At 69.1% G+C, this 12,603-nt stretch carries 12 protein-coding genes and 1 pseudogene; 10 read left to right on the top strand and 3 right to left on the bottom strand.

From position 1 onward, the window contains the following. Window positions 1-89: 89 nt before the first annotated feature. From VB080_RS04765 to clpX, 3 genes are all read left to right on the top strand, one after another. Window positions 90-683 (top strand): ATP-dependent Clp protease proteolytic subunit, encoded by a 594-nt coding sequence (locus VB080_RS04765; protein ID WP_323417392.1) that lies wholly within the window; start codon window positions 90-92, stop codon window positions 681-683. A gap of 11 nt (window positions 684-694) precedes the next feature. Then, window positions 695-1,345 carry an ATP-dependent Clp protease proteolytic subunit gene (locus tag VB080_RS04760; RefSeq protein WP_323417288.1) on the top strand — a complete coding sequence of 217 codons (651 nt, stop codon included), beginning with the start codon at window positions 695-697 and terminating at the stop codon, window positions 1,343-1,345. 76 nt (window positions 1,346-1,421) lie between these two features. Beyond that, complete coding sequence (gene clpX / locus VB080_RS04755; protein ID WP_323417287.1) at window positions 1,422-2,705, top strand: ATP-dependent Clp protease ATP-binding subunit ClpX; 1,284 nt, start codon at window positions 1,422-1,424, stop codon at window positions 2,703-2,705. A gap of 78 nt (window positions 2,706-2,783) precedes the next feature. Here clpX and VB080_RS04750 read toward each other — a convergent pair whose 3' ends face one another. Continuing rightward, window positions 2,784-3,515, bottom strand: a complete 732-nt coding sequence (locus tag VB080_RS04750; protein ID WP_323417286.1) for a helix-turn-helix transcriptional regulator — start codon at window positions 3,513-3,515, stop codon at window positions 2,784-2,786. 223 nt (window positions 3,516-3,738) lie between these two features. Here VB080_RS04750 and VB080_RS04745 point away from each other — a divergent pair, with 223 nt between their 5' ends. Then, window positions 3,739-4,008, top strand: coding sequence for an HPr family phosphocarrier protein (locus VB080_RS04745; protein ID WP_323417285.1), 270 nt, complete (start codon window positions 3,739-3,741; stop codon window positions 4,006-4,008). Window positions 4,009-4,013: 5 nt separating this feature from the next. Further along, window positions 4,014-5,705, top strand: coding sequence for a phosphoenolpyruvate--protein phosphotransferase (gene ptsP / locus VB080_RS04740; protein WP_323417284.1), 1,692 nt, complete (start codon window positions 4,014-4,016; stop codon window positions 5,703-5,705). A gap of 41 nt (window positions 5,706-5,746) precedes the next feature. Here ptsP and VB080_RS04735 read toward each other — a convergent pair whose 3' ends face one another. Together VB080_RS04735 and valS are read right to left on the bottom strand one after the other, a co-directional pair. Further along, complete coding sequence (locus tag VB080_RS04735; RefSeq protein WP_323417283.1) at window positions 5,747-6,232, bottom strand: septum formation family protein; 486 nt, start codon at window positions 6,230-6,232, stop codon at window positions 5,747-5,749. Continuing rightward, entirely contained in the window at window positions 6,229-8,811 is a 2,583-nt protein-coding gene (gene valS / locus VB080_RS04730) for a valine--tRNA ligase (protein WP_323417282.1), read from the bottom strand. The genes VB080_RS04735 and valS overlap by 4 nt, the downstream gene beginning before the upstream one ends. A gap of 199 nt (window positions 8,812-9,010) precedes the next feature. On the opposite strand from valS, the gene VB080_RS04725 reads away from it, so the two are divergent. From VB080_RS04725 to VB080_RS04705, 5 genes and pseudogenes are all read left to right on the top strand, one after another. Further along, complete coding sequence (locus tag VB080_RS04725; protein WP_323417281.1) at window positions 9,011-10,459, top strand: folylpolyglutamate synthase/dihydrofolate synthase family protein; 1,449 nt, start codon at window positions 9,011-9,013, stop codon at window positions 10,457-10,459. Further along, a complete protein-coding gene (locus VB080_RS04720; RefSeq protein WP_323417280.1) occupies window positions 10,459-10,809 on the top strand; it encodes a DUF4233 domain-containing protein in 351 nt (116 codons plus the stop codon). The genes VB080_RS04725 and VB080_RS04720 overlap by 1 nt, the downstream gene beginning before the upstream one ends. A gap of 9 nt (window positions 10,810-10,818) precedes the next feature. Next, on the top strand, window positions 10,819-11,232 hold the full coding sequence (ndk, locus tag VB080_RS04715; RefSeq protein WP_323417279.1) for a nucleoside-diphosphate kinase: 414 nt from the start codon (window positions 10,819-10,821) through the stop codon (window positions 11,230-11,232). A gap of 12 nt (window positions 11,233-11,244) precedes the next feature. Then, window positions 11,245-12,276: a CPBP family intramembrane glutamic endopeptidase gene (locus VB080_RS04710; protein WP_323417278.1), complete on the top strand. Its 1,032-nt coding sequence runs from the start codon at window positions 11,245-11,247 to the stop codon at window positions 12,274-12,276. 1 nt (window position 12,277) lies between these two features. Next, window positions 12,278-12,603: pseudogene (locus VB080_RS04705) on the top strand (hypothetical protein); the annotation flags it as partial.

The following is a 12,603-nucleotide window of genomic DNA, read 5'->3' as shown; positions in this document are numbered from 1 at the left end:
ACAGGCGCCCGGACACCACCGGATCGTCGGACCGAGCGGGTAGGTTCACTTTCGTGACTGATTTCCGACCCCTCACCCGCGGCCTCACGATGGCCGCCGGCGTCAGCCCTGCCGGGATGACCGACTCGGTGTACCAGGCGCTGTTGGCCAACCGGATCATCTTCCTCGGCTCCGAGGTGCGCGACGAGAACGCCAACGCCATCTGTGCGCAGATGCTGCTGCTCAACGCCGAGGATCCCGGCAAGGACATCTACCTCTACATCAACAGCCCCGGCGGCTCGGTGGACTCCGGCATGGCGATCTTCGATACCATGCAGTGGATCTCCAACGATGTCGCGACGGTGGCGATGGGCCTGGCCGCGTCGATGGGCCAGTTCCTGCTCAGCGCCGGTACCAAGGGCAAGCGGTTCGCCCTGCCGCACAGCCGGATCATGATGCACCAGCCGTCCGGTGGTCTGGGTGGTACTGCCTCCGACATCCGGATCCAGGCCGAGCAGAGCTTGCACATCAAGAAGACGATGTCGGGGCTGATCGCCGAGCACACCGGACAGACGGTGGAGCAGATCGAGGCCGACTCTGACCGCGACCGGTGGTTCACCGCCGAGCAGGCGCTGGAGTACGGCTTCATCGACCACGTCTTCGAACGTGCGTCGCAGATCACCTCGTCCGCCCCGAACAAGTGAGTAGGCCTGCCATGACCACACCTGTGCTGCCCGGTGGCCTCGCCCCGGCCGGTCCCTCGATGGACTACTACATCCCGCAGTGGGAGGAACGGACGAGCTACGGCGTCCGCCGGGTCGATCCGTACACCAAGCTCTTCGAGGACCGGATCATCTTCCTCGGCACCCCGATCAGCGACGACATCGCCAATGCGGTGATGGCGCAGCTGCTCTGCCTGCAGTCGATGGACCCCGAACGCCAGATCAGCATGTACATCAACTCGCCCGGCGGCTCCTTCACCGCGCTGACCGCGATCTACGACACGATGCGCTACATCAAGCCCGATGTGCAGACCGTCTGCCTGGGCCAGGCCGCGTCCGCGGCCGCCGTCCTGCTCGCCGCCGGCACCAAGGGAAAGCGGCTGGCGCTGCCGAACAGCCGCATCCTGATCCACCAGCCGGCCACCGAGGGCGGCTACGGGCAGTCCTCCGACCTGGAGATCCAGGCCAGGGAGATCCTCCGGATCCGCTCGCTGATGGAGGGCATGCTGGCAGCCGACACCGGTCAGAGCACGGAGAAGATCAGCAAGGACATTGAACGCGACAAGTACCTGACCGCCGAGGAGGCAGTCGAGTACGGCATCGTCGACGACATCCTCACCTCGCTGAAGGACGCGCCGCGCTGAGCGCGGCGGCGGGCGAGTCCAGTCGGATTCGCCTCCTCGGCGACTAGGGTGGATCCACCGGAAAGGGGAATGGCGCGTGGCTCGCATCGGAGAGACCTCTGACCTGCTGAAGTGCTCTTTCTGCGGCAAGAGCCAGAAGCAGGTCAAGAAGCTGATCGCTGGTCCAGGTGTCTACATCTGTGACGAGTGCATCGACCTGTGCAACGAGATCATCGAGGAGGAGTTCTCCGAGACTCCCGAGGTGGGGCTGCTCGACGAACTGCCCAAGCCGAAGGAGATCTGCGCCTTCCTGGATTCCTACGTGATCGGCCAGGAGATGGCCAAGAAGGCCCTCTCGGTCGCGGTCTACAACCACTACAAGCGGGTTCAGGCCCAGGCTTCGGGCCCGGCCCGCCGGGTGGCCGACGACGAACTGGTCGAACTCGGCAAGTCGAACATCCTGCTGATCGGTCCCACCGGCTGTGGCAAGACCTATCTGGCCCAGACCCTGGCGCGGATGCTCAACGTCCCCTTCGCGATGGCCGACGCCACCGCGCTGACCGAGGCCGGTTACGTCGGTGAGGACGTGGAGAACATCCTGCTGAAGCTGATCCAGGCTGCCGACTACGACGTCAAGAAGGCCGAGACCGGCATCATCTACATCGACGAGATCGACAAGGTGGCCCGCAAGAGCGAGAACCCGTCGATCACCCGCGATGTCTCCGGTGAGGGCGTGCAGCAGGCGCTGCTGAAGATCCTGGAGGGCACCACGGCGTCGGTGCCGCCGCAGGGCGGACGCAAGCACCCCCACCAGGAGTTCATCCAGATCGACACCACGAACATCCTGTTCATCGTCGGTGGTGCCTTCGCCGGCCTGGAGGAGATCATCAATGCCCGGGTGGGCAAGCGCCCGCTGGGCTTCAACAACGACCCGGGCGTCCGCAAGCAGGCCTCCAACAATCCGTTCGAGGAGGTTCGGCCCGAAGACCTGCACAAGTTCGGGCTGATTCCGGAGTTCATCGGACGGTTGCCCATGATCTCCACCGTCGAGGCGCTGGACTCCACTGCGCTGACCCGCATCCTGGTCGAGCCGAAGAACGCGCTGATCAAGCAGTTCCGCAAGCTCTTCGAGTTGGACGGGGTCGACCTGGAGTTCTCCGACCCGGCGATCGCGGCGATCGCCGAGATGGCGCTGCGGCGCGGCATCGGCGCCCGTGGACTGCGGTCGATCCTGGAGGAGATCCTGCTGAACGTGATGTATCACGTCCCCAGCGACGAGCAGGTGGCGCAAGTGCTGGTGGACGCCGACGTCGTCACCAGCGGCGTCGCGCCCCAACTGGTCTCCCGGGCGCAGTTGGCGCGCCGCGAGAAGAGCGCCTGAGCCTGACAGCTCCGCCTCAGCCGAGGCCCGCTTCGGCCAAGCCTGGGGGTACCCCTGGTCAGGAACGCCGGCTGCTGGTCAGGAGTGCTGGCCGCCCGCCGGGCGAGCCGAGGCGGACACCGTCGCCGATTCCGGCAGCAGCCCGTGAGCCCGGGCAACCCCGACCGCCACCAGCCGGTCGTGCACCCCGAGCTTGCGGTAGATATTGCCGAGGTGCTTGTGCACGGTCCGCGGCGACAGGTTGAGCCGGGAGGCGATGGAGGTGGCCAGCAGGCCACGGGCCAGCAGTTCCAGCACCTGCCGCTCCCGCTCGGTGATGTTGAGATCATCGCTGGCAGCGCGCTCCTGGGCATAGGCCTGGGCCGCGCGCGGCCACAGCACGGTCAGCGGGCGGCAGGCCCGGTGCAGCATCCGCAGGGTGTCGTCGTCGTAGGGTTCGGCACGGTTGAGGGCGATGATCCGGCCGAAGCCCTCGGGCGGAGTGGACTCGTCCTGGGGACGGATCAGGACGCAGACGACGTGGCCGAGGCCGTCAGCCTCGGCGATCGTGAAATGGTGCCCTTCGAGTTCGTGGGCGCTGTGGCTGACGTAGTCCAGCAGCGGATGCGCCGTCTGCTCATCAGGGACGGTGGCGATCACCTCGAAGGACTCGTCCTCGTCCACGTCGTAGTAGACGCTGACGGCAGACTCGGCTCCGATGGCCTGGGCCAGGTGCTCGATCACCGTGGCGTCGGCCGAGCGACCCTTGTTGAGTGCGTCGATCGTGTCCGCGAGCATGTCGAGCACCATCGAGGCCGGTTCCACAGCCACCAGCACTCCCCTCGCTAGACCGGGCAATAATACGAATCACATCATCACCGAGCAAGGCTACCTCTGCCAAGCCCGGACACACGGTGAGATGACCTCGGCTCCTGGGCGTGGCCGTACCGGCTGCTGTGACAGCGCGTGGGACGACCTGTGCCGAAGGGTCGCCGCGGGAGTCCGCCGGGCGCTAAGTTGGGCCTACGTCCTGGAGTCCAGAGAAGGAGTTCCCATGCCAAGCCGTGACGTCGCCATTGCTTCCTCGGTCGGCCTGCACGCCCGCCCCGCGTCCCTGTTCGTCCAGGCCGCAACCGCCACCGGGCTTCCGGTCACGATCGCCAAACAGGGCGGATCGCCGGTCGACGCCCGCAGCATCCTGATGGTGATGGCGCTGGGTGCCAAGCACGGTGAGACCGTGACCATCTCGGCCGAGGGTGACGGGGCCGATGCGGCGCTCGACTCTCTGGTCGAGCTGCTCTCGCGGGATCTGGACGCGGAGTAGTCACGATGTCCGGCTCCAGCGGTCCGCGAACCTTCCACGGAATCGGTGTCAGCGTCGGGACGGCGGTCGGGCCACTGGTGGTCGTGCGGCCGGCGCCAGCGGCGCCCGCCGACGAACCCGTCCCTGCCGATCCGGTAGCGGCCACCGACGCCGTCAAGGCGGTGCTGGAGCAGGTCGCCGCGGGGCTGGATGCCCGCGCCGCGTCCGCCGACGACCACGCCCGCGCGATCCTGGAGGCCGGCGCCATGATGGCCCGTGACCCGGGCCTGGCGATGGGCGTCGAGAATCAGCTCAAGGCGGGCAAGGGCCCGGCCAACGCGGTGACCGCCGCGGTCGAGGAGATTGCCGCGATGTTCGAGGCGCTCGGCGGGTACATGGCCGAGCGGGTGACCGACCTGCGCGACGTCCGCGACCGGACGGTGGCGCGGCTGCTCGGCGAGCCCGAGCCCGGCGTCCCGACACTCACCCAGCCCAGCATCCTCGCTGCCCATGACCTCGCACCCGCCGAGACCGCGACGCTGACCGCGGAGACCTGCCTGGGGATCATCACCGCCGCCGGCGGCCCGACCAGTCACACCGCGATCCTGGCCGCCCAGCTCGGAATCCCGGCGGTGGTACAGGCGTCCGGGATCACCGAGGTGCCGGCCGGCACGATCGTGGCGCTCGACGGCGGCGTCGGTGAGGTCACGGTCAACCCGACCCAGGAGGAGCAGGAACTGCTGGTGGAACGCAAGCGCCGCCGCGAGGCAGCACTGGCAGGCGGTACCGGGAAGGGCTCGACGAAGGACAGCTACCCCGTCCAACTGCTTGCCAACATCGGCACGGTTGCGGACGCCCGCAAGGCCGCTGCCCAGCCGGTGGAGGGGGTCGGGCTGTTCCGTACCGAGTTCCTCTTCCTCGACCGTGACACCATGCCGACCGTCGAGGAGCAGACGAAGACCTACACCGAGGTCTTTGAGGCCTTCGGCGACCGCAAGGTGGTTGTGCGCACCCTGGACGCCGGCGCCGACAAGCCGCTGAAGTTCGCCGACCTCGGGCCGGAGGAGAATCCCGCCCTCGGGCGCCGCGGGCTGCGGCTGGGGATGATCCGCACCGACGTGATGGACGCCCAGTTGCAGGCGTTGGCAGCTGCCCAGCAGGCCACCGGTGCCGAGGTCTGGGTGATGGCCCCGATGGTGGCCACCCAGGACGAGGCCAGCTGGTTCGCGCAGCGGGTGCGCGCCCTCGGTCTGCCCAAGGTGGGCGTGATGATCGAGGTGCCGGCGGCGGCGATCCGCAGCCGGGGCATCCTCTACCACGTCGACTTCGCGTCGCTGGGCACCAACGACCTGTCGCAGTACACCATGGCGGCCGATCGGATGCAGGGCGAGCTCGCCCCCCTGCTGGACACGTTCGAACCGGCGCTGCTGGACGTCGTCGCGCTCGCCTGCGAGGGCGGCCAGGCGATGGGCAAGCCGGTCGGGGTCTGCGGCGAGGCCGCCGGCAACCCGGCGGTGGCCCTGGTACTGGTCGGGTTGGGAGTCTCCAGCCTGTCGATGGCGCCGTCCAAGGTGCCTGCGGTGCGGACCGCGCTGCGGCTGCACACCCGCGAACAGTGTCAGCAGATGGCTGCCGCCGCCCGGGCGTCGACCTCGCCGGCCACCGCGCGGGCAGCGGTGCTCAAGATGGCTGACCCGGTGCTGCTCGACCTGATGTAGCCCGTCCAACCACGGCTGACTCTCAAGGCGGGGACGTGAGGTTACGCCGCGGCTCCCTTGAGGGTGCCGGTGACACCGCCGTCGCGGGAGCCGGCCAAACAGGTGACGGCGCGGTCGCCGGCGGAGGTCCAGGTCTGCTTGGTGGGCTGCAGGACGATCAAGTGGTAGCCGGACTTAGCCACCGGTTTGCCGACAAAAGACGTGAACTGGTCGTTGCAGAACGCCTCGGCCTGACTCTGCACCTTGACCGCCCCGGGGAAGTCGTCGCCAGCCAGGTCCGTGGCGGCGAAGACCTCCCAGGAGTGCTCCTCGCCACAGGGCAGCAGCGTGAACCGGCTGGCAGACCCGGTGGTGACCGGCCCGGTGCAGTCGCCGAGGCGCAGCGCATAGGCGTCAACATCGGCCGGGGCGGTCACCGTCCCGCCGCTGTCTCGCGGCCCCGGATCGGCACCGCACCCGCTCAGCAGCGCGCACCCCAGCAGCCCGGCGGCGAGCGCCGGGCCGAGCCGGGAGGCGACTGCGATCACTGTGCAGCCGGGGCGAGATCGATACTGACCGCGAGCGGGGCCTCGGTCGTGGTCCACTCGATCGTGCCGGTGATCCGGCCGACCGCCCGCAGGTCGCGCTCGACCTGCTGCAGGGCGGCCACCACCTCCGCAGACCCGGTGAACTCCGCGTGCGTGACCTCGGTCTTCATCGACGCCTTCGCCTGCGACTTGGCGCCGCGGATGCCCACCAGCGCTGCGGCGATCGCCTCCAGCAGGCTGGCATCACCAGCCTCGGGCAGGTCACCGGCCAGCGGCCAGGTGCTGCGGTGGATCGAGCCCTCCCGCCACCACGACCAGACCTCCTCGGTGACGAACGGCAGGAAGGGTGCGAACAGTCGCAGCAGGACGTCCAGCGCCAGCCGCAACGCCGCCTGCGCGGACGCGGCGGCAGCCTCGCCGGCAGCGCCGTAGGCCCGTTCCTTGACCAGTTCCAGGTAGTCGTCGCAGAACTGCCAGAAGAACTTCTCGGTCACCTCCAGCGCACTGGTGTAGTCGAAGGCCTCGAAGGCGTCGGTGGCGTTGGTCACCACCTGCCGCAGCGCTGCCAGCATCGCCAGGTCGGCGGCCTCGGTCACTGCGGCGACGTCCTCACCGGAGCCGATCGCCAGGATGAACCGGCTGGCGTTGAGCACTTTCATGGCCAGCCGGCGGCCGACCTTCATGCCGCTCTCCTCGAACGGCGAGTCCATGCCGGGCCGGGTCATGGCAGCCCGCCAGCGCACCGCGTCGGAGCCGAACTTCTCCAGGATCTCGGTGGGCACCACCACATTGCCCTTGGACTTGCTCATCTTCTTGCGGTCCGGGTCCACCACGAAGCCGGAGATGGTCGCGCGCCGCCAGGGCAGCCGGCCGTGCTCAAAGTGCGACCGCACCACTCGCGAGAACAGCCAGGTCCGGATGATCTCGTGGGCCTGCGGGGCGATGTCCATCGGGAAGGTCAACCGCCACAGCTCGTCATCGGCCTCCCAGCCGCAGGCCAGCTGCGGGGTGAGCGAGCTGGTCGCCCAGGTGTCCATCACGTCCGGATCGCCGACGAAGCCGCCCGGCAGACCGCGCTGCGACTCGGCGTAGCCGGGTGGGACGTCGGTGGCCGGATCCACCGGCAGGGTATCCTCCGCGGCGATGATCGGACGGGCGTAGTCCGGCTCGCCTTCGGCGTCCAGCGGGTACCAGACCGGGAAGGGGACACCGAAGAACCGCTGCCGGCTGATCAGCCAGTCGCCGTTCAGGCCGTTCACCCAGTTGGCATACCGGTGCCGCATGTGCTCGGGCACCCAGGCCAGTTCATCGCCCCGGGCGAGCAGGGTCGCCTTGAGTTCCTCGTCCCGGCCACCGTTGCGGATGTACCACTGCCGGGTGGAGACGATCTCCAGCGGCTTGTCGCCCTTCTCATAGAAGTTCGCCTTCCGCGAGGTCGGCGTCGGCTCGCCGTCAAGGTCGCCACTGGCGCGCAGCAGGTCGACCATCGCAGCCCGGGCGGAGAACGAGGTCTTGCCGGCCAACTCGGCGTAGGGCCCGGGGTTGGTCAGCCAGTCCGGGGTCTCGGCGGTCAGCCGGCCGTCCCGCTGGATCACGGTGCGGGTCGGCAGTTGCAGCTCCCGCCACCACTGCACGTCGGTGGCGTCGCCGAAGGTGCAGCACATCGCGATGCCGGCACCCTTGTCCGGTTCCGCGGCCGGGTGGGCGAGCACCGGGATCGGCACGCCGAAGATCGGCGAGGTCACCGTGGTGCCGAACAGGCCGGCGTAGCGCTCGTCGTCCGGGTGGGCGATCAGCGCGCAGACCGAGGGAATCAGCTCGGGGCGGGTGGTCTCGATGTAGACCGGCTCGCCGCCGGGGCGGTGGAAGGCCACCCGGTGGTAGAAGCCCGGGTAGTCGCGCGCCTCCTGCTCGGCCTGGGCGACAGCGGTCTGGAAGGTCACATCCCAGACCGTCGGCGCCTCGGCGAGATAGGCCTCGCCGCGGCGATGGTTGCGGACGAAGGCCAACTGCGAGATCCGCTGGGTGGCTGGCGACACCGTGGAGTAGAGCAACGTCCAGTCCACGCTCAACCCGAGCCGCCGCCACAGCTCCTCGAAGGCCTGCTCGTCCACCTCGGTGAGCCGCACGCAGAGCTCGATGAAGTTCTTCCGGCTGATCGGCAGCTGCCGCTTCGGATCCGGCTTCTCCGGCGGGGTGAAGTCCGGGTCGTAGGGGATGGACGGGTCACAGCGCACCCCGTAGTAGTTCTGCACCCGTCGTTCGGTGGGCAGGCCGTTGTCGTCCCAGCCCATCGGGTAGAAGACCTGCTTGCCCTGCATGCGCTGGTAGCGGGCGATCAGGTCGGTGTGGGTGTAGCTGAACACGTGCCCCACATGCAGCGAGCCCGACACGGTCGGCGGGGGAGTGTCGATGCTGAACACCTGCTCGCGTGAGTCCGGGCGGACGAAGGCGTAGGTGCCCTCGTCCTGCCAACGCTGCGCCCAGGTCGCCTCCAGCCCTTCCAGCACCGGACGCTCCGGTACCCCCGCGCCGGCGGTGGTCGCGGCGGGCAGGGTGATCAGCGGCGTGTCAGTCATGGGGTGAATCTTACGAACCGCCGGGAACTGCCGTCACATCGCCCACGCCCGCCGTCCGGTGCGAACCCGGCTGCCGTGAGCTCTGACGCGAATCCGGCGCCAGACCGCCACGGTTGCTCCCGAGCCGCCGTTCGGCCGTCGACCGGCGCTGGATCAGTCTGCCGGCGACGCTCGCGGAGAGGTTAGGCTGATGCCCACCATGAGCCCTCCCTCGCACGCAGAGATCGTCGCCTCGCTGACCGCCCGGTGGCCGGAGCACCGGATCGCCCGCAGCCTCACCCGGATCGAGGCGCTGTGCGACCTGCTCGGCTCGCCCCAGGACGCCTGCCCGGTGATCCAGATCGCCGGCACCAACGGCAAGGGCTCCACCGCCATCATCATCGACACCCTGTTGCGCAGCCTGGGGTTGCGGGTGGGACGGTTCTCCAGCCCGCACCTGGAGGACATCACCGAACGGATCGTGATCGACGGCCAGCCGATCGCTGCCGACCGCTTCGACGAGCTCGTCGAGGAGGTGATGCCCTACGTGGAGATCGTGGACGCCCGGCAGACCCGCGGGGGTCGGGAGCAGAACGAGCTCGCTCGCGCTGCCGAGTCGAGCCAGAGTCGTGACGAGCGACGCGAGGAACAACTCGACGGCGTGCCGATGACCTTCTACGAGGTGATGACCGCCCTGGCCTATGTCGCCTTCTCGCAGGCCCCGGTGGACGTGGCGGTCGTCGAGGTGGGGATGGGTGGTGGCTGGGACGCCACCAGCGTCGCCGACGCCCAGGTGGCGGTGATCTGCCCGATCGACTACGACCACACCCAGATCCTCGGCACCACGCTCACGGCCATTGCCACGGAGAAGGCCGGGATCATCAAGCCCGGCGCCAGTGCCGTCCTGGCCGGCCAGCAGCCGGAGGCGGCGGAGGTGCTGATTTCGCGCGCGGCCGAGGTCGGCGCGAAGGTGTCGCTGGAGGGGGTCGACTTCGGCCTGATCGACCGGCAGCTCGCCGTCGGCGGCCAGGTCCTGCGGCTGGAGACCGCCGATGGCCCGCTGGGCGACCTCGCGCTGCCGCTGTTCGGCGCCCACATGGCGCGCAACGCCGCGCTGGCGGTAGCTGCCTGCGAGGCCTTCCTGGGTGGCCGCCCGCTGCCGGCCGAGGTGGTCGCCGAAGGTCTGGAAGCGGTCGTGGCCCCGGCCCGGCTGGAGGTGGTGCGGCGCTCTCCGAGCGTGGTGCTGGACACCTGCCACAACCCGCACGGCGCACGGGCGACCATTGACGCGCTCACCGAGGCCTTCGACTTCAACCCGCTGATCGGGGTCGTGGCGATGATGGCCGACAAGGACGTCCGGGGGGTGCTGGAGGTGTTCGCGGAGGCGATGACCTCGGTGGTGGTGACCGGCATCGCCGGGAGTGACCGTGCCCTCACTCCCGAGGCGCTGGGCGACCGGGCGTCCGAGGTGTTCGGCCCGGAGCGGGTGAGCGTCCGCCCGGGGCTGGCGGAGGCGATCGATGAGGCCGTCCGGCTGGCCGATGAGGCTGGTGCCGGCGCAGGCGTCCTGATCGCCGGCTCGGTCTACGCTGCCGGAGAAGCGCGGACGCTGCTGGTGCACCACGCCGAGGCGACCGCCGTCCCGGCCGATGACGATCAGGACATGTGATGTTGGCTGCGAAGAACCCGATGACCAGGGTGCAGATGGTCACCTTGCTGTTCGAGGCGCTGATCGCGCTGCTGGCGATCGCCGGCATGGTCCAGGTGGAGGCGCACAGCGTCGCCCTGGCGGTCGGTTCCACGGTGGTGGTGGCGGTAGTGGCGCTCGCCGCGGCAGCGCTGCTGCGCGGTCCGGTGGGCTGGGTGCTCGGCTGGATCACCCAGGTGGCCCTGATCGGCCTGGGTTTCCTCACCTCGTGGATGTTCTGGCTGGGCGGGATCTTCGCCCTGCTCTGGGTGGTCGGCTATGTGCTGGGACGGCGGCTCGTGCCGGCATCGGCGGAACCCGCGAGCCGGTAGTCTCGGCCCATGAGCGATGAACGCACGCTGGTCCTGATCAAGCCCGACGCCGTCCGGCGCGGCCTGACCGGGGCCATCCTGAGCCGCTACGAGGCCAAGGGGTTGCGCCTCGAGGCGCTCGAACAGCGCCGGATCGACGGCGCGATGGCCGACCGGCACTACGCCGACCACACCGAGCAGCCGTGGTACCCGCCGCTGCGGGAGTTCATCACCTCCGGCCCGCTGGTGGCGCTGGTGCTGCAGGGCCCGTCGGCGATTGAGGTCGTCCGCCAGATGAACGGCGCGACCAACGGCATGGTGGCTGCCCCGGGCACGATCCGCGGCGACTTCTCGCTCTCCAACCGGGAAAACCTGGTGCACGCCTCCGATTCGGAGGAGTCCTCGGTACGGGAGATCGGATTGTGGTTCCCGGGCCTGGCGTGACGGACTGCTGAGATGGCCCAACCCGAGGTTCCCTGGTACCCGCCGATCGCCTATCCGGCGGCCGCGAAGCCGTCCGTCCTGCCGGTGGTGGAGCGGGAGTACCACGAGTTCTACCGGGCGCCCGCCTTCCGCTGGTGGAAGCCGCTGGTGGCGATCGCGATGTTCGCCGGCACGTGGTTCCTGGCGAGCTTTGCTCTCACCATCCCGGCGCTGGCCTACGACCTGAACCAGGGCAACCTGGTCTGGAGTGAACTCGCCGCCGGCGAACTGAAGGTCACCCCGGTGCTCTTCCTGGCCAACAACCTCACCATCGTGGCCGCCATCCCGCTGGCGTGGGCCGCCCACCGCGTCGTCTTCGGGCAGCGGGTACGGTGGCTCAGCTCGGTGGAGGGCAGGTTTCGCTGGCGTGCCTTCTGGCGGTTCACCGGCGTGATCGCCCCGCTCTACCTGCTGAGCCTGGTGGTGGAGACGGTGGCCGGCGGTGGGTTGGACGGGCTGGCGATCCTGCCCGAGACCTGGTTCCTGCTGGCGTCCATCCTGCTCACCACGCCGCTGCAGTGCGCCGGCGAGGAGATCTCGCTGCGCGGTCTGGGCTCGCGCGCGATCGGATCCTGGTTCCCGTCCCGGCGGGCCGGGCTGGTGGTGGCGACAGCGGTGACGGCCGTGGTGTTCATGCTGCTGCACGGGGCGGGTGACCCCTGGCTGAACGGCTTCTACCTGGTGTTCGCGGTCTGCTCCAGCTATCTGCTGTGGAAGACCGGGGGACTGGAGGGCTCGATCGCCCTCCATGTGGTGAACAACCTCACCTCGATGGTTTTTCTGCCTTTCGTCGGCGTGGACGGCATCTTCGACCGCGAGGCGGGCGTCGGCAATCCGTGGGTACTGCTGCAGATGGCCGTCATCCTCGCAGCCGGCGCCCTGATTCTGTGGCAGGCTAGGCGTTTGGGCCTCTCCACCAGTGCGGCGCCGGCGGCTCCCCGCGGCCCCGCGAACGACAGCAGCCTCCCGGCTCCAGGCCCGGCCGGGAGTCCCAGAGGTGTATGAGATGAACAGCGATGTGGTGACCAGACTGGACGCCGCAGCGGGAATGAAGCAGCTGCGAGCCAGGCTCCGCAGTCGCACCGGGCGGACCCTCGTCGGGATCGACGGGGTGGACGGCGCCGGAAAGACCACCTTCGCCAACGATCTGGCCGCTGTGCTGGACGAGTGCGGCTGCGAGGTGATCCGGATCTCCCTGGACGACTACCTGAACCCCCAGTCCGTCCGGTATGCGCAGGGACGGACCTCGCCGCGGGGGTTCTTCGAGGACAGCTACAACTACCAGAAGTTCCACGACGAGGTGCTGGAGCCACTCGGCCACGAGGGCTCCGG

The organism is Propionicimonas sp., from assembly GCF_034927565.1.
Taxonomy (GTDB): domain Bacteria; phylum Actinomycetota; class Actinomycetes; order Propionibacteriales; family Propionibacteriaceae; genus Propionicimonas.
This window is presented reverse-complemented; position numbering and strand designations above follow the sequence as displayed.

What these genes read in the sequence shown, in the direction of transcription:
- VB080_RS04745 (WP_323417285.1), top strand. Translation starts at nt 3,739, where the DNA reads ATGCCAAGCCGTGACGTCGCCATTGCTTCCTCGGTCGGCCTGCACGCC.
- VB080_RS04760 (WP_323417288.1), top strand. Translation starts at nt 695, where the DNA reads ATGACCACACCTGTGCTGCCCGGTGGCCTCGCCCCGGCCGGTCCCTCG.
- VB080_RS04765 (WP_323417392.1), top strand. Translation starts at nt 90, where the DNA reads ATGGCCGCCGGCGTCAGCCCTGCCGGGATGACCGACTCGGTGTACCAG.
- valS (WP_323417282.1), bottom strand. Translation starts at nt 8,811, where the DNA reads ATGACTGACACGCCGCTGATCACCCTGCCCGCCGCGACCACCGCCGGC.
- ndk (WP_323417279.1), top strand. Translation starts at nt 10,819, where the DNA reads ATGAGCGATGAACGCACGCTGGTCCTGATCAAGCCCGACGCCGTCCGG.
- VB080_RS04710 (WP_323417278.1), top strand. Translation starts at nt 11,245, where the DNA reads ATGGCCCAACCCGAGGTTCCCTGGTACCCGCCGATCGCCTATCCGGCG.
- VB080_RS04725 (WP_323417281.1), top strand. Translation starts at nt 9,011, where the DNA reads ATGAGCCCTCCCTCGCACGCAGAGATCGTCGCCTCGCTGACCGCCCGG.
- ptsP (WP_323417284.1), top strand. Translation starts at nt 4,014, where the DNA reads ATGTCCGGCTCCAGCGGTCCGCGAACCTTCCACGGAATCGGTGTCAGC.
- VB080_RS04720 (WP_323417280.1), top strand. Translation starts at nt 10,459, where the DNA reads ATGTTGGCTGCGAAGAACCCGATGACCAGGGTGCAGATGGTCACCTTG.